Genomic DNA, 22,217 nt, shown 5'->3' on the forward strand with positions numbered 1-22,217 from the left:
GCTCACCGCCAGCCCCGCGGAAAGCGAGCATCCTGGAGCGGAAATCAACTATTACTTTCTCCTCTACAATAGCAACAAACTTTACGAATAGAGCCAAATAAAAAGAACCAACCGCGCAGGCTGGTTCTTTTACTCATTGATCTTCTGGAATGTAAGGTCCTTTTCACTCATCAAATACTGCAAAGCTGTCCGGAAGGTGAGGAAGCTTTTAATTCCTTGAAGTTCTCTCACTCCTGAATTGATCATCACTTGAGTAAGGGCAGGAGTAAACCCTACGAAGAGTGTTTCGATTCCCATTAATCCAATTGCCTTGGCCATGTTATGGATATAAGTGCCGAAGATATCAATTTCCCCGATTTCTTTCTCTGATATGGCTGAGAAATCTATAATGATTGTGTTGATTTCCCCACCGTACGAGACGTCTAATATCTTGGAAATGATCCTTTCAAAACGTTCCGGACTAAGTCTGCCGGTTATGGGGATCAAGATGGTTTCCGGGACGATGGAGGGGATAATAGGTGCTGAAATATCCATAATCAGCTGTTCTGATTGACTCAATTGTTCCTTCAATTCTTTAATTTCATTCTTTAGTTGTTGAATTTCCTGCTTTTCATCTGTCATGATAAACCTCACCGCTTATAGAATGTTTTTAAAAGTACCTCTCTCTATTCTAGCACTATGCATACAGATAACCTAATATTTTCATATGTAAATAGATAAGCAGATGACAGTGAAAAACCAGCCTCATCGGCTGGTTTTTCTCAAGCGAATGCTTTTTCCTGCTCATTGTGGAAGAAGCTTTTCATGGCATGGAATACATCGGCTTTTTGTTTGAGAATGTAGTAACGGAAATCGTCGTTTTTAATATTTTTGTAGGCTGACATCAAGGTGGAGTGGCGGTTATACTGATTCACTTCCCCGTACCCGAACATGCTGGATACTTTCATTAATTCTTCTACAAGCTTGACGCACCGGACGTTATCAGACGTCAGGTTATCTCCATCAGAGAAATGGAACGGATAAATATTATAGCGGGTTGGAGCGTACTTTCCATCGATGAGTTCCAACGCTTTGCGATAAGCAGATGAACAGATGGTTCCTCCGCTTTCTCCTTTCGAGAAAAAGTGTTCTTCTGATACCACTTTGGCCTCGGTATGATGTGCAATGAATTCAATTTCTACGGTTTCATACTTAGTCCTCAAAAAGCGTGTCATCCAGAAGAAAAAGCTTCTTGCCATATATTTCTCCCATACTCCCATGGAACCACTTGTATCCATCATGGCCAATACGACCGCTTTGGATTCAGGCTTTAATACTTCATTCCACGTTCTGAACTTCAAGTCTTCGGTATATATCGGATGAAAGCTTGGTGCTCCTTTCATGGCATTCCTCTTAAAGGCAGACATCATCGTCTTCTTTTTATCTATATTCCCCATTAGGCCTGTTTTACGGATATCGTTGAATTCAATGTGCTCGACGGTTTGAACATCTTGCTCCTTCTTCTTTAGGTTCGGTAGTTCCAATTGGCTAAATAAGGCTTCTTCAATCTCAAGCATCGACACTTCTGCTTCATAGTAATCTTCACCGGCTTTATCTCCGGCCCCTTGACCTTTTCCTGGACCCTGCTGCTGCGGTGAGCCGTCTCTTGCAATGACGTCTCCTACCTGACTCTCACCGTCACCTTGCCCGACATGTTTATTCTTATCATAGTTATAACGAATCTTATATTCATCTAAAGAACGAATCGGGATCTTGACGACGTCTCGACCATTGGACATGACAATGTTTTCTTCCGTAATCAAATCAGGTAAGTTGTTTCGAATCGCATCCTGTACTTTCTCTTGATGTCTTTGTTGATCATCGTGACCTTTGCGGTGGAGGGCCCAATCTTCCTTGGAAATGACAAACTGATGATTATCCATTTGACTCAAATTTTTCCCCTCCTTAAAGTTTTTTCACATTTTTTCATTCTCCTGCATACACTATGTTGACTGTCTAAACTGCATGTATCCCATGAAGTGAAACGGGGATTACTCTATCCTATGCAGAAGTATTGATAAATTTACAAATAATTTCGACAATTAAACGTTCTTTTATGGTTGGACGAGCCTATTTTTCTGACAGGTTGTAGAGGTGTAGATTTCTTCAAAAAAAATAACCAGGCGGAATCACCTGATTAAGCTTCTTCTTCATATTGAGCCGGGTCTGATACTCGATTGTGTATCTTTAATTCGCCACTGGAACGTAATTTTTCCATCTGCTTCCCTAGCTTAATGACTTCCTCCATATTGGAGGCCATGCTTCCGTTAAGAGGTTCTGCTTCTTCCGGACGCTGAGGTTTGGAAGACATCCTCTTCACCCACTTTCATTTAAGATAATGGGCCCAGCTCTCTATCTATAGACTATTATATTCAGAGTTTTCCGTCAACTATTACTTATTCCTTGTCTTTTTCTTTATATTGAACGGGATCCGGCTGCTTTTTGTCGTCTTTCAGCTCTTCATTCGTTCTTAGCTTGTCCATTTGCTTTCCCAGCTGCTCCATCTCTTCCATATCAGATGCCATGGAGCCATTTTCAGGTTCATAGTTTTTATCCAGTTCATGTTTGTTTTTGCTCATAACTTTCACCTCTTGGCTACTACTTTTCCCTTTACCAGAAAAAATAAACCACATAGAAAAATCGGGAGGTGTGCTTGGCACCTCCCGATTTCTTTGTTTTTATCGATTCAACAGGCTGCCCACATAGCGCAATAATTCATTAGCGGATGTTGAGTTGTAGCCATGTTCATCGATGAGGCGGGCAACCACTTCGTTGACTTTCTTCAGCTGCTGTTCGTCTGGCGTTTTCGATGATGTCGTGATTTTCACAACGTCCTTCAAGTCAGCGAATAGCTTCTTCTGAATGGCTTCTCTCAAGCGATCATGTGAATTGTAGTCAAATCGCTTTCCTTTACGGGCATAGGCAGAGATACGGATAAGGATTTCTTCACGGAATGCTTTCTTCGCATTTTCTGAAATACCGATTTGTTCTTCAATGGAACGCATCAGTTTTTCATCCGGATTGATTTCTTCACCGGTCAATGGATCATGAAGCTTTGCCTTATTGCAATAAGCTTCAACGTTATCAAGATAGTTATCCATAAGCGTTTTCGCAGACTCTTCATATGAGTACACGAAGGCTTTTTGAACTTCTTTCTTGGCGATGTCATCATATTCCTTACGGGCGAGGGAGATAAAGTTCAAATACTTATCACGAAGTTCATTCGTAATGGATGGATGTTGATCCAGTCCTTCTTTCAATGCCCGAAGAACGTCTAAAGCGTTAATGGTCGGGATCTCTTTTCGAATGATCGTAGACGAGATCCGGTTAATGACATAACGCGGATCGATTCCGCTCATTCCTTCATCCTGGTATTCCTTCTTCATTTCATCCACATCTGCGGAGTTAAAACCTTCGACATTTTCACCGTCGTATAAGCGCATTTTCTTGATTAAATCAATATCACCGCGCTTTGGTTCCTTCAATCGGGTCAAGATGGTGAACATCGCCGCTACCCGTAACGTATGAGGAGCCACATGGACGTTCGACACATCACTTTCATTGATCATTTTCTCATATATTTTCTCTTCCTGGGTGACCTTCAGGTTATAAGGAACCGGCATGACGATGATACGTGAGTGTAAGGCTTCATTCTTTTTATTTGAAATGAAGGATCGATACTCAGTTTCATTCGTATGGGCCACGATCAGCTCATCAGCAGAAATCAGTGCAAACCGCCCTGCCTTGAAGTTACCTTCCTGAGTAAGGGACAATAAGTGCCATAAGAACTTTTCATCACACTTCAGCATTTCCTGGAATTCCATCAATCCACGGTTTGCTTTATTTAATTCCCCGTCAAATCGGTAAGCCCGTGGATCTGATTCAGAACCAAATTCGGCAATCGTGGAGAAGTCGATACTTCCTGTTAAATCGGCAATGTCCTGTGACTTTGGATCAGATGGAGAGAACGTACCAATTCCGACACGTTTATCTTCAGAGAAAAAGACTCTTTCTACCTGAACGTCTTCTATGCGGCCATGATATTCTTTCTCCAAACGCATAGTATTTAACGGAGAGAGATTTCCTTCAATGCGAATGCCATACTCGTTGTAAAAATCTTCGCGTAAATGTTGAGGAATCAAATGCAATGGATCTTCGTGCATCGGGCAGCCTTTGATTGAAAAGACGCCTCCTCTTTCAGTCCGGGAATATTGCTCCAGCCCGCGTTTCAGCATGGAAACAAGGGTTGATTTCCCTCCACTGACCGGCCCCATCAGTAACAAGATCCTCTTCCTGACATCTAATCGCTTCGCAGCAGGATGAAAGTATTCTTCAACGAGTCTCTCAAGCGCCTCTTCTAAGCCAAATAATTGATTGCTGAAGAACTTATACTTTCGTTTCCCCTCGACCTCCTCAACCCCGGCATCCTTAATCATATTAAAGACTCTTGAATGAGCGGATTGCCCAACCCAAGGCTTCTCTTTCAGCAGGTCTAAATACTGAGCAAACGTCCCTTCCCATTTCAGTTTCTCTTCTTCTTCTCGGTAATGTTCGATTTTTTTTAAAATATCCATAAGGACCTCCCCCTGTCGCTTAATGAGAGACGATTAATATACTCTATGCGCTTGTTCACCTGAACATGTTAACAAGATATATTTATTACAGACAAAGGTTCCCTATTCCCTATAAACAGTAGGATGAGCCTTTTAGAATAAAATGGTTTCATTACCATTTCGTCAAGCTGTCACAAATCAACAAAAAATTAACCGATTTCATTCACATCAATTTAAAAATAGGCTATACTAAAGACAGACTGTGGAATAAGTGAAACTGGGAGGTTACCAAACATGGGTACTATAATGATTATAGGTGTATCTTTAGCGTTCTTAGTAGCGATTTTCACTGCTGGATATGATGATAAGCCGGGTTCAAACTAATCCATAAAAACCGAAAAAGAACTGACCTACCAAGGTCAGTTCTTTTTCATTTGACTAGTTTATTTCTGCGAATCCTATCTCTTATTAAAGCCTTTTTTCTCCACAAATTCCTTCATATACATCCTTTTCTTACCGGACAGCATGTTGGCCATTTGCTCCGTCCAGCGATCCGATCGCTTGCCGGCCGTTCGTGCATGATAATAGGAAGAAATGGTTTCATCATAACAATCGAGTTCCTTTTTCATCGATTCTTCATCACTTTGGTAGGAATCCTCATGGTAAATGGCCTCCATAGGCAACCTCGGCTTCACATCAGAATTTCCTTCAGGGAAGCCCACTGCCAAACCGAATAAAGGAATGACCCGATCAGGAAGTTCCAGCAGTTCACTCACTGATTCCAGATCATTTCGGATTCCCCCAATATAGCAAATGCCCATTCCCATCGATTCTGCGGCAAGAGACGCATTTTGTGCCGCCAGTGACGCATCAATTACTGCCACCATGAATTTCTCCGTGCTTTCAAGTGTTGGAATGACATCTGCACTTTCCCACTCACCGATTTTCTCATGGCGATACAAATCGGCACAGAATACGAAGAAATGGCCATTTTCTTCTACATATGATTGTGGACCTGCAAGCTCTGCCAACTTCTTCTTTTTAGCAGGATCCTTCACCCCGATGATTGTATATGCTTGAATATAGCTCGACGTACTCGCAGCCTGGGCACTCGAGACAATTGTCCGGATCTGCTCCTCTGTTAACGGCTCATTCTTGAAATGACGAATGGACCGATGCTTAAGAATCGTTTCAATGGTTTCGTTCATTATGTACTCTCCCCTTCACATTCTTTCCCTTAGTATAATCCAAATAAAAAAAGGAATGAAAATCATATGATTCCCATTCCTCGTTTTTTATAAAAGACCCGGATAATTTCTTTGTCTTAATGCTTCATAAATCAAGATCGCCGCTGTATTGGAAAGGTTCAATGAACGGACGTTTTCGTTCATCGGAATGCGCAGGGCACGATCTAAGTTATTTTGGATGATGTCATCCGGCAGTCCGGATGTTTCCCTGCCAAAAATAAAGAAGTAATCCTTCTCTTCCACACTGTAATCAAAGTCAGTGTGAGGGATCTTTCCGTATTTTGTTAAGTAGAAAAATTCTCCGCCGTCATTTTTCTCGAAGAACTCTTCAATTGAATCATAGTATACAATGTTTACAAACTGCCAATAATCAAGGCCAGCCCGCTTTAACATTTTATCATCTGTTGAGAACCCGAGTGGGCGAATCAAGTGCAGAGTTGTATCCGTTGCTGCACACGTTCTCGCAATATTCCCTGTATTAGCAGGGATTTCTGGTTGATATAATACAACATGTACTCCCATGTTCCTGTCACCTCATTCATAAAACTCTAAGTGACATTATACCATTTCCTCCCCATAGAACAAGACTTAGCCGTCATCTACTATTGTAAAAAATCGATATTTGATATGGGGTGTATACGCAGTCGAGTCCTCATACTTCCAATATCGCATTCGGCTGTTGAACGTATGGGCATTCACGAGAGGCTCTCCTGCAGCATCTTTCCCCGTCACGATCGTAGTATGGTCAAAGCGCCCATCACCTTCGAAGTCATAGCAAATGACATCTCCAAGCTTTAACTCTTTAGCGTCATTCACCTGTCTTCCCCTTAACCCGGCCGTCGAGTTCGGGATATACCATCTCATGGAATTCGCCACCGTCCAGCTATAGCTCCAGTTCTGATTTCTCATCCACCAGCCCTTCCCCTTCGCCGGATACCCCCGCATGGGAGCATCCCCGGCATGAAGACACTGTGAAATATAATTCGTACAATCATTCTCAAACTTCTTAAACGCAGGGTTATAGCTGTTCCACCACCGTTCAGCATATTGCACCGCACTCAGACGATCATATTGATACGCTACTCTAGCCTCTTTCCCGTCGAAGGTTGAACTCTCTTCACGTACGACATTCTCATCATATTGAATCGAAATCTCACCGTCTTCATAAATTTTATCCTTATAAAAGGATGCATGTCTATTCTCTACTTCTTCTTCTAAATAAAGAAGATCGCCATGCTTAATAAGATATTTATAGTGAACATCATATAAAATGGTTTGTGTTTCATTTCGTTGAGGCGTCATGCTTAGGATTTTCCCTGCTGCATCCACCTTTACAATTTCCGCATTTCGCTGAAGACAAGATTCCTTCTTTCTTTTCACTTTGTCACTGTGATAGTCTGACTGACTGCGAGATGTATATTCATCAATCACATGTTGTACCTTTTCCATTAACAGCTTTCTGATCATTGTCTTCCCTCCTCCCTAATTGTTATGCGGAGAAGGGACTGTTCAAAACAAAAAAGGATAAACTCAGGTGGATTTGTGAGTTTATCCTTTTGGGCTATTTGGTTATAAGGTTAAGACCCTTTTGAATTTCGTTTAGTACATCGTCATCCGTTTCTACTGACTGTTGTTTCAGTAATGCCTGCTGGGCTTGTTCACCGCCGATTTTGCCCAGGGCCCAGGCAGAGGTCCCGCGAATGACGGGTCTCACATCTTTTTTCATCACATCAACCAGATCGTCAATGGCCGTTGTATCTTTAAAATGGGCGAGTGCGATGATCGCGTTTCGCTGAATCGGCTTCTTCCCTCTCCATGAACCGGATACATGACCGTACTTTTCTTTGAACTCACGGTTACTGATCGTTAAAAGCGGCTTTAATAGCGGCTTTGCGATTTCTGGATCCGGCTCCATCTCTTCGTGAAAATGAAAGTCCATCCCTTTATTTTCAGGACATACGGTCTGGCAAGTATCACATCCATATAGGCGGTTCCCAAGCTTTACCCGGTACTCATCTGCAAGAAAGCCCTTTGTTTGCGTCAAAAAGGCAATGCATTTCTGGGCATCCAGCTGACCGCCTTCGATAAGAGCTCCCGTTGGACAGACATCTACGCATTTATTGCATGTACCACATTGGTCCTCCATCGGTGTATCAGGGGCAAACGGAAGATTTGTCACCATTTCCCCGAGATACACATAGGACCCGAACTCAGGCGTGATAATCGAGCAGTTCTTTCCGCTCCAGCCAATTCCGGCCCGCTCTGCCACCGCACGATCCACGAGTTCACCTGTATCCACCATTGATTTGAAGCGTGCTTGTGGAACTCTTGATACGATATATTCTTCCAGCTTTGAAAGACGATCCCGAAGTACATGGTGATAATCCGTCCCCCATGATGCCCGGCAAAAGATCCCCCGTCTTTCTCCCCGTTTGCTTTGTGGAGCGTCCTTCATCTTGGAAGGATAGGCAAGGGCAATGGCGATGATCGATTTCGGTTTATCGAATATCAAAGAAGGATCAACCCGCTTTTCTATGTCCTTTTCCTCGAACCCGGATTGATACCCGAGCATTTCCTGCCGCAGGAGTCTGTTTTTCATTTCGGAAAACGTATCCGCCGTTGTAAAGCCAATCTTATCAATGCCGATTTCCTTGCTGTACGCAATAATATCCTGCTTTAATCGATCCATATCCATTGCCCTTTCCTCCTTTCTGATTCTGATGATATATTTTATAACGCTTATAAATAAGCTTACGTGAAATAGCAACGTGTATTATGATAAACTATTTTCAAACAAATGTGGAGGGAAAATAAGTGGAAATCACGATCGATTCATCCATAACGTCCAAAATCCCGGGTTTTAAAGTGGGATTCATTCAATACCATCATATCGAAGTCGGCGCTTCTCCTCAAATGCTGAAAGGCAGACTCCAGCTGTTCCAGGAATCCATCTTCTTTGATCTTCACGATAAAAATGTGACGGAAATAGAAGGGATTGCCGCGTGGCGGGACATCTTCAAGAAAACAGGAAAAGACCCGAATCGCTACCGTCATTCAGCCGAAGCCCTTTTTCGCCGGGTCAAAAAACAGAACTACCTGACTACCATTAACTCTAGTATCGATCTCAACAACTTCTTCTCCCTTCAATACGAAGTGCCCATCGGCATTTACGACCGTGCAGGTCTCAAGGGTGATAGCATCGAGTTAAAAGTCGGGGAAAGAGGACAAACCTACATAGGCCTAAACGGCCGGGAGAACTCCCTGGAAAACCTGATCGTCGCCTGTGACGGGGACGGACCTTTCGGAAGTCCATTCGTTGACTCAGACCGTGCACCCGTCGGAGAAGAAACCAAAAATGCCGTGCAGATCATCTTTCTGAAGCCTTCCCTTTCTATAGAAGAAAGCGGGAAACTGACGAAATCGTTAATGGATATGTTCATCGGGATTCATGGCGGGGAAGGATCATTTGAAGTGGTGGGTGGATAGAAGTTTCTGGCTACAGGATCCCTGGTTGTTGGGGTCCTGTTTTTTTTTATAGACAATCTTGTACGAGAATCATAGCTAATCTCAAGAAATCTCTTGAGACTGGCTAATTCATTAGATGAATGGGAATATTCACCCCGATTTCGACTGTGGCCGGAGTCAATCCGGGTTCCACAAAAAAAAGAGAGCCCAATGGACTCCCTTCTTATAAAACCTATACCCACCACATATCCGATGGCTGCTCTTCAATCAAGATCGACTTCAGATTCTTCACGGCACGTCCGAAGCCTTCTTCAATCGACATGATCGGATCCTCGTGCTCGATGCTTACCACATAATCATATCCGAATGTGCGCAGGGCACTCATCATATCCGACCACTCCTGCAACGAATGTCCACAGCCCACCGATCGGAAGGACCACGCTCTTGTTTGGATGTTTCCATATGGCTGCATATCCGTCAGGCCGTACATGTTGACGTTGTCTTGATCGATATACGTATCTTTCGCATGGAAATGGTGAATCGCATTTTCCTTACCCAGGATTTTAATCGCGGCAACCGGGTCGATTCCTTGCCACCACAGGTGACTGGGATCAAGGTTTGCACCGATCGCGTCACATGTTTCTTCACGAAGCTTCAATAACGTATACGGAGTATGTACAAGGAAACCTCCGTGCAGCTCGAGACCGATTTTTACGTTATGATCCTCTGCAAGCTTCCCTGTCTCTTTCCAATAAGGAATCAACTTTTCTTCCCACTGCCATTTGAGAATATCCCCGTATTCATTCGGCCAAGGGGATACAGGCCAGTTCGGATGCTTTGCTCCTTCATGGTCGCCTGCTGTTCCGGAGAAACAGTTCACAACCGGTACATTCATCAAGCTTGCGAGCTTGATCGTTTTCTGAAGTGCCACATGGGATTCTTCCGCGAATGCTGCATCTGGCGAGATCGGATTTCCGTGACAGCTGAAGGCACTGATTTCCAAGCCTCTTGATGTTACTTTCTCTAAGTATTCGTTTCTCTTTTCTTCGCTTTCTAAAAGGGCGTCCAGGTCACAGTGAGCGTTTCCTGGATATCCTCCCGTGCCGACTTCTACTGCGTGAAGCCCGGCTTCTTTTACATAATCAAGCATTTCATCAAGATTTTTTTGCGAAAATAATACAGTAAATACGCCTAGTTTCATTTGTGCTTCCTCCTATTTCAATCGGATGCTTTGTCCGGTTTCACTGCTTTTGTATATGGCATCAATGATTTGAGACACTTGCATAGCTTCCTGGGGCTTCACAACCAGCTCTTCTAAACCGAGACAGCTGTTAATAAAGTTCCGGGCTTGTGGAAGACCCGGGTCATCTTCACCGGGAACCCAATCCGCTTCACTATTCAGGAGCATGCCGTGTTTCATCTGGTTCATTTGGAACGGGAATAGATCGATTCCCCCCGTTTTCCCTGAGATGCTCATGCTTTCTTCATCGCTCTTGACATTTGCAGACCAAGACGTTTCGAAGAGCATGGATGTACCGTTATCGAACTTGATATAAGCCGTAACATGGTCATCAACTTCAAATTTTTCTTTATCAAAGTCTCCCCACTGATTTACTTGATCTGGCATTCTACTAAGCTTGTTATAGGTCGTCCCTGTTACTTCAACAGGTGCCGGGTTCCCAAGGAGCCATAGGGATAAATCCAGAAAGTGACATCCGTAGTCGATCAGGCTGCCTCCGCCTTGCAGCTCCTTGTTGGTAAACACTCCCCAGCCAGGTACTTTGCGGCGACGGATCGCTCTTGCCCTTGCCACCATTGGTTCACCAATTTCATCTTCCATGATTACTCGCTTCGCAGCACGTGAGTCCTTCATAAAACGATAATGATAAGCGATAGCCAGAAGCTTCCCTGACTCTTCCGCAGCTTCGATCATCCGTTCACATTCTTCAGGAGTCATGGCCATCGGTTTCTCACAAAACACATGAAGACCTGCATTGAGCGCGGCAATCGTAATTTCCGCATGAAATTTATTCGGAGTACAGATCGTCACTGCATCCACATGCCCGAACATGTCCCGATAATCACTGAACACGTTCGGAATGTTAAAGGTTTCTGCCACGGTTTGAGCAGTGACAGGATTGATATCACTGATCGCTTCAATGGATACAGAATCTGATAGTTTTATAAAAGTAGGAATGTGACGCGTTTGGGCAATGCCCCCAACGCCGATCACTCCCATCCTAAGTTTGGTCATCGATGCATTCACCTCTATAGCTTTACGATTCGTTTTGATTCACTTGATTCCAGAGCAGACAATACAACCTCAAGAGATTTCTTTCCTTCTTCCCCCGTAATAGGAGGCTCTTCATGATGAAGGATACAGTGAACAAATTGATCGATCACACGTGAATTCGTCTGACCGCCATCGTCATTTGTTTGAATGCCGCCAAGCTCATACTTCACTACTTCTCCGCTTGAGTATTGAACGATAAGAGAGTTCACCGGATCATCCTCTAAGCGGAGAATCGCTTTCTCTCCATAAATGATCGTAGAGTTGTCTTCTTTCGAAACATAAGACCAGCTTGCAGCCAGGGTACCGATTGTACCGCTTTCCGTTTTCAATACACAGACAGCCGTATCATCCACATCTGCATTTTCCTTTGCACTTGTTTCAACAAAGGCGCCGACTTCGGCAAATTCTTCCCCTAAGATGTAACGAAGGAGATCGGTTTTGTGTACACCAAGGTCTCCCATGGCCCCGATGAACGCTTGATCCTTTTTAAAGAACCAGCTGTCCTTACCGTCAGCACTCCAGCCTTCAGGTCCACCGTGACCAAATGCAGAACGGAAGCTGTAGATTTTACCAACTTCACCACTTTCAATCAGCTTCTTCGCTTTTTGATGCGAAGGGACAAAACGCTGGTTATGGGCGATCATCAATTTTTTACCGTTTTTAGCAGCGGCATCGATCATGCTTTGAGCTTCTTCACTTGAAGTGGCCATAGGCTTTTCACATAATACATGCTTTCCGGCGTTTAGGGCATCAATGGAAATCGGTGCGTGCAGGTAGTTCGGTGTACACACACTCACAGCTTCCACTTCAGCGTTTGCCAGTAGTTCTTTATAATTGGTATACGCTTTCGCTCCCACTGCATCGGCTACCTTCCATGCACGTTCTTCCACGATGTCACACACCGCTACCACTTCAACGCTTTCATTGTTTGCATATTCCGGCAGATGACGATGTTGTGCGATGCTTCCACACCCGATAACGCCAATTTTCAATGTACTCATGATTTTTCCTCCTCTTGTCCTTTAGTTAGATCCTTTGATTTCTTCTAATGGCTGTGCGTTTCCGTATACCGGTCTTGCATGATCCACAGGGGATGCCCATTTCACTGCATTGACGATGACCTTCTGAACGTCTTCATTGTAATAGGTTGGATACGTTTCATGTCCTGGACGGAAGTAGAATACTTTTCCGTTGCCACGCTGATACGTACACCCGCTTCTAAACACTTCCCCACCTTCGAACCAGCTCACCATCACAAGCTGATCAGGAGTCGGAATGTCAAAATGCTCTCCATACATTTCTTCCTTCTCAAGCTCGATGTATTCACTTAAGCCCGCTGTAATCGGATGACTTGGATCGACAATCCAGATGCGTTCTTTCTCATCCGCTTCCCGCCATTTCAAGTCACAGGAAGTACCCATCAATGTTTTGAAGATTTTAGAGAAATGACCTGAATGAAGGACGATCAATCCCATTCCATCAAGGACACGCTGTTTCACTCTTTCAACTACTTCATCTTTCACTTCATCATGGGCGATATGTCCCCACCAAACCAATACGTCTGTACCATCTAATACTTCCTTTGTCAATCCGTGGTCACCCTCGTCCAATGTAGCCGTTTTCACATTGAATGATGCTTCTCCCAGGAAGGAAGCAATGGCACCATGAATTCCTTCAGGGTACACCTCTCTCACTTTCGGATTCTTCTGTTCATGACGATTTTCATTCCATACAGTAACGTTCAACATTGTAAAACCTCCAAGTTAAGTGTTTGATTGTAAATGCCGGTATTCATTCGGTGTCATACCGACGTGCTTTTTAAATACTTTACTGAAATACTTTTCATTCCCATACCCTACACCATAGGCGACTTCATAAATCTTCAAATAAGGATTCTCAAGCAGTTTCTTCGCTTTTTCCATCCGGATATTCGTAACGTAATCCGTGATGGTAAATCCATGATCCTGTTTGAACTTACGTGAAATGTATTCCCTGCTTAAGTAAAAGCGATCGGCAATGTCCTGAAGGGTGATATCCTCTTGATAATGCTGCTGAAGATATTCTTCAATCTGCTGCATATTGTTCTTTTCCCGCTGATACTTTGCCTTTGAAAGGGTTTGAATTAATTCACTGAACTCTTTCGCCTTTTCCTCTTTAAATTTCCTGAACGAAAACGAGCCGTCTTCATTCCAATAATCCAGGCCCCTGTAGAATGGTGATTGTTGCTGAATCTCATACTCTTTCAACCAATTATTACGTAATAACTCAAATTGATTTTCCCACACCTGGAGCTGTTCCAGTGAGAGGGCATGCCCCGTTTCCATCTGTGAGAATATCCCCTCCAACTGGGACCGAACCTGATCGCCGCTGCCTGAACGGATTGCCCATTTCAATTCATTGGAGTGATCCAATAGGTGCAGCAGCGGCCTCGGTTTCACATCTTTATGGGTAACGATTTTCTTTTGATCAAGCAGGGTATGCTTAAGATAAACTTGTAATGCAGATTCATACGCTTCGTTTATTTTCCTGGACTTCTGCCCAAGTGCAATGATCGTAAAGAGTTTACTATATTGATAGATCAATGAGTAGATTTCCTCTAACAGATACGTCACATTTTTATCATTCCAGAAGAGAATCACAAGCTCTTCTTCTTTGTTCCCATTCCGAAAGCAAACCCCATCATTTTGCTTTCGCAGCAATTCATTGCAAATATTGCTAAGGGTAAAAAAGGCCAGGTCCCGGTCTCCTTGAAAGAGTTTCTCCACGATCGGTTTGATGGGGATGAGGGCAACGGTCTTTGCAAGCTTTGTAATGGCAATCCCAAACTCCTGCTCAACCTTTTCTACCATCTCTGTGGTCATGCTCTCCTTCGCACAAAGACTTGAGAATAACCGATCCCAATAGAGGGGCTTCACCTCATTCATCACCCGATTTTCCTCGACCTGGGATTTTCTTGATTGAGCCTGTTCATTCCACTCTTTTACCGCTTTATCCAGTGTTTCATTTAACACATCCGGTTCAATCGGCTTCAGAATATAATCAAAGCTTTTGTAATAGATCGCGTTTCTCATATACTCGAAATCATCATACCCGCTTACAACGATGGTTTTGCTTTTAAGGTCAGAGGCATGAAGCCATTTTAAAAGGGTGATGCCATCCCGTTTCGGCATCCTCATATCAGTGAAAATGATTTCCGGCCGGTGCTCTGTGATCAATTCGATGGCTTGGTCTCCATCTTCCGCCTCCAGAATGGTGTGGATTCCATGCTTGTCCCATTCCGCTAATAAAAGTAACCCCTCACGCACATGCTTTTCGTCGTCAATGATGATTGCTTTCATTTGCTTCACCTTCCATTCTTATTGGCAGCCTCATGGTGACCATAAAGCCTCCCCCATCATGATTTTCAAGCTGTAAAGTGGCCTGGTGGTCATAGTAGAGCTTTAAGCGGACATACACATTCTTCAGTCCGATATTGGTCTCATCCCCCGTTTTATTCCAAGCATCTGCCCTGAAATGATCCCCGATTTCCCGAAGTCTGCTTTCGGTTACGCCGACTCCATTATCACGGACCATCATCACCAGTTCTCCCTCATCCCGAAAGCAGGATAACCATATACGTCCTACCCCGTCCCGGATATCGAAGCCGTGTTTGAAGTAGTTTTCAATGAGAGGCTGAAGGATCATCTTCGGTACCGGGATCTCCTTCACCTCTTCTTCTACCTCTACATTGTAATCCAGATTCTCACCGAAACGCTCTTTTTGTAAAAGAAGATAGGCGTTCGTGTAATTGATTTCCTTGCTTAATGGAACCATATCCTCCTCCATGTTCATCCCGTACCTCATTATTTTGGAAAGGTGGGTGATCAGAGAGTAGATTTGCGGAACCTTGTTCTTCAAAGCAATCGTCCCTATGGATTGCAGGGCATTATAGAGAAAATGCGGATTGATTTGAGACTGGAGGACCTTTAATTGATTCGTCTTGTTCTCGAGCTCCAGCTTGTACTCACGGTTGATCAGATGATTGATCCGCTCGATCATTTGCTGAAACCGGAAGCCGAGGATCCCGATTTCATCGGAACCGAACGATTCAGACTGTAACTTCATATTCCCTTTTTCAACCTGCTGGATATTTTGAAGCAGAATGCGTATGGGTGACGTGATCTTAAAAGAAACAAATAAGGTCGCCAGCACCACAAGGGATAGTCCAAGAACTCCGAATAGAATATTAATCTTCGCGACACTAAATGCGCTTTCATAAAGGTTCACGTAAGGAACCCGTTTCACTAACAACCAACCTCCGGCCGAAGCAGGTAGCTGGTCGTACATCATCACCCCGTTGAAGGAACCCTCTTTCCACTCTAGCGTCCCTGATATATCTTTCGATTCCATTATCCGCTTAATCCATTTCTGGTTGCTGCCATCGTCCGACACATCCCTGTCCGAGCTATAAATCATTTCCCCTTCGGAAGAAAGAAGATAGAATTCTTCTGACTTAGCGTTATACAGATTTCTGCTCAAATCAATGATCTTGTCAGGAGAAACCTCCAATGAAATATAGGCAAGCACCTCATCACCGGGAACGTTTCGGAATGCCCGGTGAATCGTGACAATATCCTTCGACCGGTTAATATTCTTTTCTTCCTGACTATGGGTTGGTTCAATATACATGTTATAAGGGCTACGCTCGGCATTTCTGAAAGATTCCCATTGTGAATCCCTTACCTTATTGGAAAATACAACGGTAGAGCGCTTGGTTGCCGAGATGACGCGGTCACCATCTGCGAAGGAAATACGTACCCCGTTAATGGTATCACCCGTGTAGAGAATCGTTTGCACAACATTTTTTACAATGCCGATCGTCAAGTAATTATTCTCTTGACCGGGTGATCTCATGAAGTTAATAAAATCAGGATTATTATAGAGTGATAGAGTTAACCCGTTGAGCTCATTCATATAGCTCTCCAGATTCACCTTTCCCTGATAAAGAAGATTGCTGCTCTCCTCCACCACCTGCTCCTCTATGGAATCCTTCGTATACAAATATGTAATAATAATCGAACTGCCAAACGGCACAATCGTCGTAATCATCAACAACACAATCAACTTATTCCGAATGCTGGTCTTTAACATGAGGGACGGACCTCCCAGGTCTCACTTATACACTAGTATAAAGTGTTTTTCCCTGCTCTTGGAAGTGTTTTTTCGAAATATTCCTATTAAACTTATAAAATAGAAAGCATGCCTTTAGTAGACATGCTTTCTAGTATTCGATTTACTTCAAGTTATCCCATGTTTGCTGGAATCGCTCAAGTACCGTATCGTAATCAATTTTCCCTGCGGCATATTCCTGGATCGTTGCAGCGAATTCCTTATTCGCTCCATCCGGCCATTTGAACCACGTCCAAGGAATCGTCTTCTCTTCTTTAGAGTAGTCAAGGATAGACTGACCCAAGTCTCCAAGACCATTTGGCTCGATGTTATCGAATGCCGGGATGAATGCAAACTCTTCCGTGATATAACGCTTACCAGTTTCAGATGAAACCATCCATTCCAAGAATGTTTTCGCTTCTTCAAGATGCTCGGAGTTCTTGTTTAATACCCAGTTATTCGGTACACCTACAGGAAGGCGATCAGCACTGTCATCATTGCTGATAGGAATTGGAAGGAAGCCCATGTTGATTTCAGGATTGATCTCAGTGATCATGTTTTCAGTCCAGTTCCCTTGTTGCAGCATCGCCGTTTCACCAGAAGCAAAAAGCGTTACTTGTGTATTGTAATCCGTCGTTAACGGATTATCATTTGCATACTTAAGCTCAGCATCTAAAACTTCTTTGAACTGCTTGAACTTTTCGTTTCCTACAATCTTCTCAGAACCATCATAAAGTCCGGCGATGAACGCATCCGGATCTTCCTGCTGAGCAAAAGGAATGTTAAGTAAATGTTGACCAATTACCCACCACTCGCCATAACCCGCTGAGAAAGGCGTGATTTTCTTCGCTTCAAGCTTTTTCGCAGCGTCTTTTAACTCATCAATCGTTGCAGGCGGCTCAGTGATCCCCGCTTCTTCAAATAAATCTTTATTGTATACAAATCCGTAACCTTCAAGGTTAACCGGCATACCATAAAGCTTGCCATCCTCATCCGTCATCGGAACTTTACCGATTGGAAGAACATGTTCAACCCATGGCTCACCGGAAAGATCCGCTAACTTCTCTTTCCAAAGCTCTAATTCTTTAAAACCACCGTTGTTGAAAATGTCCGGCTCTTCACCAGAAGCAAATTTCGCTTTCAAAGCTGCACCGTAATCGGCACCTCCACCCACTGTTTCAAGCTTAATCTTAATGTTTGGATGCTCAGCTTCGAACTCATTAATCATTTCTTGCAGCTGATCGGCAATTTCAACCTTGAACTGGAAGAAATTAAGGGTTACTACATCGTCACCTGATCCAGACTCTCCACCTGATTTGCTTGTCGTGTCTTTAGAAGAACAGCCAGCAATAATTCCAAATACTAAAACCAAAGACATACAAAGTAAAAGTATACGTTTCATAAATGGATTGACCTCCCTGATATAAATTATTTTATATAAATTTCTGTATCAATGATAGACCATCTCGACAGAAACTTTATATCTACTTAATTGACCCTGAAGCAATCCCTTTGATGATATGCTTCTGTAAAAATAAGAAGAAAATGATGATCGGAGTAATGCCAAGCACCAACGCTGCAAGACCCATATCCCATTGCTTCGTATACTGAGCGAAGAACGAACTCGCTGCGAGTGGAATCGTACGCAGTTCCGCATCCTGTAATACAAGAAGTGGAAGCAGATAGTCATTCCAAATCCACAAGGTGTTCAGAATGATCACGGTCACTGTTATTGGCTTAAGTAACGGGAATACAATTCTCCAGAACACACCAAACTGACTGCATCCATCAATCATCGCGGATTCTTCAATCTCAATCGGAACGGTTTTCACGAACCCATGATACAAGAACAGAGAAAGTGGGACCCCAAATCCGAAGTACATAATAATCAAACCTGGAATGCTATTCGTAAGTCCTAGACTTCCGCCAACCTTCATAAGAGGAATCATCACCGTCTGGAACGGAATGACCATGGCTGACACAAAGATAACAAATAAGATTTTGCTGAATTTCCCTGGCGTACGTACCATTTTCCACGCCGCCATGGAGCTGATGATCACTAATCCAATGTTGCTGAATACAGTGATGACCAAGGAGTTCCAGAATGCACGGGGGAAGTTGATGATCTCCCACACCTTAGCATAGTTAGAAAACATAAATTCCTTTGGCCACGCTGCCGCATCAATCAAGATTGCAGCGAATGGTTTCACCGAGTTGACCAGTACAAAGTAGAAAGGGATAAGGAAAATGAGCCCGATGACAATCCCGATGATCTCTAATACAAATGTTCTCTTCGTATAGCGATTGCCCATTACGCCTGAACCTCCTTCTTCTTCGTCACCATCACCTGAATCGTCGTAAACACTGCCACTACCACAAAGAACAGAATCGATTTCGCAGTTCCCAGGCCATAACGGTTATTTTGGAATGCTTCTTGATAAATATTGATTGCTACAGATTGCGTAGAATTGAATGGTCCCCCACCTGTTAACGAGATATTTAAATCGAATATCTTAAAGGCCATTGAAATCGTCAAGAAGAAACAAATCGTGAATGCCGGTAGAATCAACGGAATGATAATCTTCGTCAACAATGTCCAGTTTGATGCCCCATCTATCCTCGCTGCTTCCAAAAGTGAATTGTCCACCCCTTGCAATGCCGCAACATAGATGACCATCATATAACCACTGATCTGCCATGCAAACACGATGACAATCCCCCAGAATGCCGTCTTCTCATCACCAAGCCAAGGCATTTTAAAGAATCCGATATCCGTCATATTCCCGAGTGATGCAAACCCTTTAACAAAAATGAACTGCCAGATGAACCCGAGTAGCAATCCACCGATCACGTTCGGAATAAAAAACACTGTCCGTAAAATATTTCGGGTTTTCAATGCCGCGTTTAACAGTAACGCAAACCCAAAACCTATTAAGTTACTAATAATCACTGCCGCAAACATAAACTTCGTCGTAAACATAAAAGAATTAAAGAACGTCTTATCATCCGTAAAGATCTTCTTATAATTCTCAAACCCAACCCACTCAACAACCGAGCTGACACCATTCCATGAAGTAAACGAATAATACACTCCCATCAAGAACGGAAGAATCTGAATCACTAAGAAAAATAAAAGTGCCGGTCCAACAAAGGCAGCATACGTCAGCAAGCTCTTATACTTGAACTTCTTCTTCGTCACTGCCTTCATTTGTACGTCTGGGCTTACTGGTCCAGTCTGAATCTTTGGTTCCACCCGTATCACCACCCTAACTGTGTAATCGCTTTCTTTCATTATAATGGTAGCGCTTTCTTTAATAGGGGAACTCAATTGACTAAGAAGGTGCAAAATTTTGACTAGATGGGTTTGTTTTGGCTGCGGGTGGGTAAATAGTAAGGTTGGGGTTCTTTCGTTTGGTTAGGTGACCGTAGGGTGCAATGCGGTTTTGAAAATAAATTAGTCTTGATCAAAAGTAAATGGACCTAAGTCGATCAGATAAACGTCCATCTTGTTGAAAATGATGCTAAATAGATGACTTTTCGTAATTAAACAATAAAAAAAGACTCCCTCTAATGAGAAAGTCTATCGTATGTAAGTTGGAGCGGGTGAAGGGAATCGAACCCTCATCATCAGCTTGGAAGGCTGAGGTTTTACCACTAAACTACACCCGCGTATGGTACCGGTGGCCGGGATCGAACCGGCACTCCAGAGGAACACGATTTTGAGTCGTGCGCGTCTGCCAATTCCGCCACACCGGCATTACATTTGGAGGCGGCAACCGGATTTGAACCGGTGATCAGGGTTTTGCAGACCCATGCCTTACCACTTGGCTATGCCGCCTTAATATTGGAGCGGAAGACGGGATTCGAACCCGCGACCCCCACCTTGGCAAGGTGGTGTTCTACCACTGAACTACTTCCGCACTACTGGGCTAGCTGGATTCGAACCAACGCATGTCGCAGTCAAAGTGCGATGCCTTACCGCTTGGCTATAGCCCACTGATAGTATATGTCACGGAAATGAAAATGTGACTTTTATGGGGCGACTGATGGGAATCGAACCCACGAATGCCTGAACCACAATCAGGTGCGTTAACCACTTCGCCACAATCGCCATAATGAAATTGGCAGGGGTAGTAGGAATCGAACCCACACCAAAGGTTTTGGAGACCTTCGTTCTACCTTTAAACTATACCCCTATGAAATATTACCTTAATGCTATTCGTGTTGAAGTATAATGCTCCGCTTCACTGCGCTTAGTTTAAGGAGGATTATTTTACTCCGCTGAGGATCCGAAAAAAATCTTGGTGGAGGGGGGCAGATTCGAACTGCCGAACCCGAAGGAGCGGATTTACAGTCCGCCGCGTTTAGCCACTTCGCTACCCCTCCACATATTAAATCACTCGAGTGGTGCCGGCAAGAGGACTTGAACCCCCAACCTACTGATTACAAGTCAGTTGCTCTACCAGTTGAGCTACACCGGCATCAAGTAATAAATGGTGGCTCAGGACGGAATCGAACCGCCGACACATGGATTTTCAGTCCATTGCTCTACCAACTGAGCTACTGAGCCACTATGTAAAAATGAAAATGGCGGTCCGGACGGGACTCGAACCCGCGACCTCCTGCGTGACAGGCAGGCATTCTAACCAACTGAACTACCGGACCAGAGTTTTTTGCGTCAGCAAAATAACTTTCATTATTTGCGTTAGCAAAATAGATTTCATTACCTTGACGACAGTCAAAATAACTATCCATGCGTGACTCATCAAGGATTATACTATCCTAAGTCAAAAATGGTATTGCGGGGACAGGATTTGAACCTGCGACCTTCGGGTTATGAGCCCGACGAGCTACCGAACTGCTCCACCCCGCGACGATATAAGTGTAACTTAACACTTGTAGATTAAAGAGATTATTTTACTCCGCTTACTTCGCTAACGCTTCGTAAAAAATCATGGAGGTTTATTTTGCTTTCGCAAAAAAACTTGGTGGAGGATGACGGGATCGAACCGCCGACCCTCTGCTTGTAAGGCAGATGCTCTCCCAGCTGAGCTAATCCTCCAATATAATGATTTTATTGTTTTCACTTTCGAATAAAAATTGTTGGTGACCCATACGGGATTCGAACCCGTGTTACCGCCGTGAAAGGGCGGTGTCTTAACCGCTTGACCAATGGGCCTTGATAAGAAGAAATGTTATGGCGGAGAGCAAGGGATTTGAACCCTTGAGACAGCATTAACCGCCTACACGATTTCCAATCGTGCTCCTTCGGCCACTCGGACAGCTCTCCATATGATGGCTCCGCAGGCAAGATTCGAACTTGCGACCGATCGGTTAACAGCCGATAGCTCTACCACTGAGCTACTGCGGAACGATATGCCTGGCGACGTCCTACTCTCACAGGGGGAGATCCCCCAACTACCATCGGCGCTGAAGAGCTTAACTTCCGTGTTCGGCATGGGAACGGGTGTG

General features: G+C 43.8%; 19 protein-coding genes, 16 tRNA genes and 1 rRNA gene. 1 reads left to right on the forward strand and 35 read right to left on the reverse strand.

All coding sequences use genetic code 11. The features are described from left to right. Positions 1-129 precede the first annotated feature (129 nt). The 9 genes from DET59_RS20710 to queG form a co-directional block, all read right to left on the reverse strand. Positions 130-621, reverse strand: a complete 492-nt coding sequence (locus DET59_RS20710) for an STAS domain-containing protein (protein ID WP_113971496.1) — start codon at positions 619-621, stop codon at positions 130-132. Between the two features lie 140 nt (positions 622-761). Further along, on the reverse strand, positions 762-1,922 hold the full coding sequence (gene yhbH / locus DET59_RS20715) for a sporulation protein YhbH (protein WP_397540970.1): 1,161 nt from the start codon (positions 1,920-1,922) through the stop codon (positions 762-764). A gap of 254 nt (positions 1,923-2,176) precedes the next feature. Further along, complete coding sequence (locus DET59_RS20720; protein WP_113971498.1) at positions 2,177-2,350, reverse strand: hypothetical protein; 174 nt, start codon at positions 2,348-2,350, stop codon at positions 2,177-2,179. Between the two features lie 85 nt (positions 2,351-2,435). After that, positions 2,436-2,618, reverse strand: a complete 183-nt coding sequence (locus DET59_RS20725; RefSeq protein WP_113971513.1) for a hypothetical protein — start codon at positions 2,616-2,618, stop codon at positions 2,436-2,438. A 99-nt stretch (positions 2,619-2,717) separates the two neighbouring features. Further along, positions 2,718-4,613 (reverse strand): PrkA family serine protein kinase, encoded by a 1,896-nt coding sequence (locus DET59_RS20730; RefSeq protein WP_044337899.1) that lies wholly within the window; start codon positions 4,611-4,613, stop codon positions 2,718-2,720. A gap of 437 nt (positions 4,614-5,050) precedes the next feature. Continuing rightward, a complete protein-coding gene (nfsA, locus tag DET59_RS20735) occupies positions 5,051-5,800 on the reverse strand; it encodes an oxygen-insensitive NADPH nitroreductase (RefSeq protein WP_113971499.1) in 750 nt (249 codons plus the stop codon). An 87-nt stretch (positions 5,801-5,887) separates the two neighbouring features. Then, entirely contained in the window at positions 5,888-6,361 is a 474-nt protein-coding gene (trmL, locus tag DET59_RS20740) for a tRNA (uridine(34)/cytosine(34)/5-carboxymethylaminomethyluridine(34)-2'-O)-methyltransferase TrmL (protein ID WP_113971500.1), read from the reverse strand. Positions 6,362-6,427: 66 nt separating this feature from the next. Then, positions 6,428-7,306 carry an amidase domain-containing protein gene (locus tag DET59_RS20745; RefSeq protein WP_113971501.1) on the reverse strand — a complete coding sequence of 293 codons (879 nt, stop codon included), beginning with the start codon at positions 7,304-7,306 and terminating at the stop codon, positions 6,428-6,430. Between the two features lie 94 nt (positions 7,307-7,400). After that, complete coding sequence (queG, locus tag DET59_RS20750) at positions 7,401-8,534, reverse strand: tRNA epoxyqueuosine(34) reductase QueG (RefSeq protein WP_113971502.1); 1,134 nt, start codon at positions 8,532-8,534, stop codon at positions 7,401-7,403. 119 nt (positions 8,535-8,653) lie between these two features. Between queG and DET59_RS20755 the strand changes: the two genes are divergently transcribed. Continuing rightward, entirely contained in the window at positions 8,654-9,325 is a 672-nt protein-coding gene (locus tag DET59_RS20755) for a B3/B4 domain-containing protein (protein ID WP_113971503.1), read from the forward strand. Between the two features lie 211 nt (positions 9,326-9,536). Here the strand turns inward: DET59_RS20755 and DET59_RS20760 are convergent, their stop codons facing one another. The 26 genes from DET59_RS20760 to rrf all read right to left on the reverse strand — a co-directional run. Further along, positions 9,537-10,505, reverse strand: coding sequence for a sugar phosphate isomerase/epimerase family protein (locus DET59_RS20760; RefSeq protein ID WP_113971504.1), 969 nt, complete (start codon positions 10,503-10,505; stop codon positions 9,537-9,539). Between the two features lie 12 nt (positions 10,506-10,517). Beyond that, on the reverse strand, positions 10,518-11,558 hold the full coding sequence (locus DET59_RS20765) for a Gfo/Idh/MocA family protein (RefSeq protein ID WP_113971505.1): 1,041 nt from the start codon (positions 11,556-11,558) through the stop codon (positions 10,518-10,520). A 14-nt stretch (positions 11,559-11,572) separates the two neighbouring features. After that, positions 11,573-12,598: a Gfo/Idh/MocA family protein gene (locus DET59_RS20770; RefSeq protein WP_113971506.1), complete on the reverse strand. Its 1,026-nt coding sequence runs from the start codon at positions 12,596-12,598 to the stop codon at positions 11,573-11,575. A 21-nt stretch (positions 12,599-12,619) separates the two neighbouring features. Beyond that, positions 12,620-13,345 carry a ThuA domain-containing protein gene (locus tag DET59_RS20775; protein WP_113971507.1) on the reverse strand — a complete coding sequence of 242 codons (726 nt, stop codon included), beginning with the start codon at positions 13,343-13,345 and terminating at the stop codon, positions 12,620-12,622. A gap of 15 nt (positions 13,346-13,360) precedes the next feature. After that, positions 13,361-14,935, reverse strand: a complete 1,575-nt coding sequence (locus tag DET59_RS20780; protein WP_113971508.1) for a response regulator transcription factor — start codon at positions 14,933-14,935, stop codon at positions 13,361-13,363. Further along, a complete protein-coding gene (locus DET59_RS20785) occupies positions 14,916-16,727 on the reverse strand; it encodes a sensor histidine kinase (protein WP_113971509.1) in 1,812 nt (603 codons plus the stop codon). Before DET59_RS20785 ends, DET59_RS20780 begins: the two co-directional genes overlap by 20 nt. Positions 16,728-16,869: 142 nt before the next feature. After that, positions 16,870-18,147, reverse strand: coding sequence for an ABC transporter substrate-binding protein (locus tag DET59_RS20790; protein ID WP_113971510.1), 1,278 nt, complete (start codon positions 18,145-18,147; stop codon positions 16,870-16,872). A gap of 82 nt (positions 18,148-18,229) precedes the next feature. Beyond that, complete coding sequence (locus DET59_RS20795; protein WP_113971511.1) at positions 18,230-19,057, reverse strand: carbohydrate ABC transporter permease; 828 nt, start codon at positions 19,055-19,057, stop codon at positions 18,230-18,232. Further along, a complete protein-coding gene (locus DET59_RS20800) occupies positions 19,057-19,953 on the reverse strand; it encodes a carbohydrate ABC transporter permease (protein ID WP_181778266.1) in 897 nt (298 codons plus the stop codon). The genes DET59_RS20795 and DET59_RS20800 overlap by 1 nt, the downstream gene beginning before the upstream one ends. A gap of 387 nt (positions 19,954-20,340) precedes the next feature. Further along, positions 20,341-20,414 (reverse strand) — tRNA-Gly (locus DET59_RS20805). 3 nt (positions 20,415-20,417) lie between these two features. Then, positions 20,418-20,501 (reverse strand) — tRNA-Leu (locus DET59_RS20810). A gap of 8 nt (positions 20,502-20,509) precedes the next feature. Then, positions 20,510-20,583, reverse strand: a tRNA-Cys gene (locus DET59_RS20815). Positions 20,584-20,590: 7 nt separating this feature from the next. Continuing rightward, positions 20,591-20,665, reverse strand: a tRNA-Gly gene (locus tag DET59_RS20820). Positions 20,666-20,669: 4 nt separating this feature from the next. Then, positions 20,670-20,741 (reverse strand) — tRNA-Gln (locus DET59_RS20825). 39 nt (positions 20,742-20,780) lie between these two features. Continuing rightward, positions 20,781-20,856, reverse strand: a tRNA-His gene (locus tag DET59_RS20830). Between the two features lie 11 nt (positions 20,857-20,867). Beyond that, positions 20,868-20,941 (reverse strand) — tRNA-Trp (locus DET59_RS20835). A 106-nt stretch (positions 20,942-21,047) separates the two neighbouring features. Next, positions 21,048-21,131, reverse strand: a tRNA-Tyr gene (locus DET59_RS20840). A gap of 19 nt (positions 21,132-21,150) precedes the next feature. Then, positions 21,151-21,226 (reverse strand) — tRNA-Thr (locus DET59_RS20845). 13 nt (positions 21,227-21,239) lie between these two features. Further along, positions 21,240-21,315: transfer RNA gene (locus DET59_RS20850), tRNA-Phe, on the reverse strand. An 18-nt stretch (positions 21,316-21,333) separates the two neighbouring features. Then, a tRNA-Asp gene (locus DET59_RS20855) sits at positions 21,334-21,410 on the reverse strand. Between the two features lie 134 nt (positions 21,411-21,544). Continuing rightward, positions 21,545-21,618: transfer RNA gene (locus DET59_RS20860), tRNA-Met, on the reverse strand. 113 nt (positions 21,619-21,731) lie between these two features. Then, positions 21,732-21,807, reverse strand: a tRNA-Val gene (locus DET59_RS20865). Between the two features lie 42 nt (positions 21,808-21,849). Beyond that, positions 21,850-21,924: transfer RNA gene (locus tag DET59_RS20870), tRNA-Glu, on the reverse strand. 19 nt (positions 21,925-21,943) lie between these two features. Further along, a tRNA-Ser gene (locus tag DET59_RS20875) sits at positions 21,944-22,035 on the reverse strand. A gap of 6 nt (positions 22,036-22,041) precedes the next feature. After that, positions 22,042-22,116, reverse strand: a tRNA-Asn gene (locus DET59_RS20880). Positions 22,117-22,123: 7 nt separating this feature from the next. Next, positions 22,124-22,217: ribosomal RNA gene (gene rrf / locus DET59_RS20885) — 5S ribosomal RNA — on the reverse strand; the annotation flags it as partial.

The organism is Rossellomorea aquimaris (genome assembly GCF_003315075.1).
Classification (GTDB): Bacteria; Bacillota; Bacilli; order Bacillales; family Bacillaceae_B; genus Rossellomorea; species Rossellomorea aquimaris_C.

Coding starts and splice junctions, on each gene's coding strand:
- DET59_RS20710 (WP_113971496.1), bottom strand. CDS start 621: ATGACAGATGAAAAGCAGGAAATTCAACAACTAAAGAATGAAATTAAA.
- yhbH (WP_397540970.1), bottom strand. CDS start 1,922: ATGGATAATCATCAGTTTGTCATTTCCAAGGAAGATTGGGCCCTCCAC.
- DET59_RS20720 (WP_113971498.1), bottom strand. CDS start 2,350: ATGTCTTCCAAACCTCAGCGTCCGGAAGAAGCAGAACCTCTTAACGGA.
- DET59_RS20725 (WP_113971513.1), bottom strand. CDS start 2,618: ATGAGCAAAAACAAACATGAACTGGATAAAAACTATGAACCTGAAAAT.
- DET59_RS20730 (WP_044337899.1), bottom strand. CDS start 4,613: ATGGATATTTTAAAAAAAATCGAACATTACCGAGAAGAAGAAGAGAAA.
- nfsA (WP_113971499.1), bottom strand. CDS start 5,800: ATGAACGAAACCATTGAAACGATTCTTAAGCATCGGTCCATTCGTCAT.
- trmL (WP_113971500.1), bottom strand. CDS start 6,361: ATGGGAGTACATGTTGTATTATATCAACCAGAAATCCCTGCTAATACA.
- DET59_RS20745 (WP_113971501.1), bottom strand. CDS start 7,306: ATGATCAGAAAGCTGTTAATGGAAAAGGTACAACATGTGATTGATGAA.
- queG (WP_113971502.1), bottom strand. CDS start 8,534: ATGGATATGGATCGATTAAAGCAGGATATTATTGCGTACAGCAAGGAA.
- DET59_RS20760 (WP_113971504.1), bottom strand. CDS start 10,505: ATGAAACTAGGCGTATTTACTGTATTATTTTCGCAAAAAAATCTTGAT.
- DET59_RS20765 (WP_113971505.1), bottom strand. CDS start 11,558: ATGACCAAACTTAGGATGGGAGTGATCGGCGTTGGGGGCATTGCCCAA.
- DET59_RS20770 (WP_113971506.1), bottom strand. CDS start 12,598: ATGAGTACATTGAAAATTGGCGTTATCGGGTGTGGAAGCATCGCACAA.
- DET59_RS20775 (WP_113971507.1), bottom strand. CDS start 13,345: ATGTTGAACGTTACTGTATGGAATGAAAATCGTCATGAACAGAAGAAT.
- DET59_RS20780 (WP_113971508.1), bottom strand. CDS start 14,935: ATGAAAGCAATCATCATTGACGACGAAAAGCATGTGCGTGAGGGGTTA.
- DET59_RS20785 (WP_113971509.1), bottom strand. CDS start 16,727: ATGTTAAAGACCAGCATTCGGAATAAGTTGATTGTGTTGTTGATGATT.
- DET59_RS20790 (WP_113971510.1), bottom strand. CDS start 18,147: ATGAAACGTATACTTTTACTTTGTATGTCTTTGGTTTTAGTATTTGGA.
- DET59_RS20795 (WP_113971511.1), bottom strand. CDS start 19,057: ATGGGCAATCGCTATACGAAGAGAACATTTGTATTAGAGATCATCGGG.
- DET59_RS20800 (WP_181778266.1), bottom strand. CDS start 19,953: ATGAAGGCAGTGACGAAGAAGAAGTTCAAGTATAAGAGCTTGCTGACG.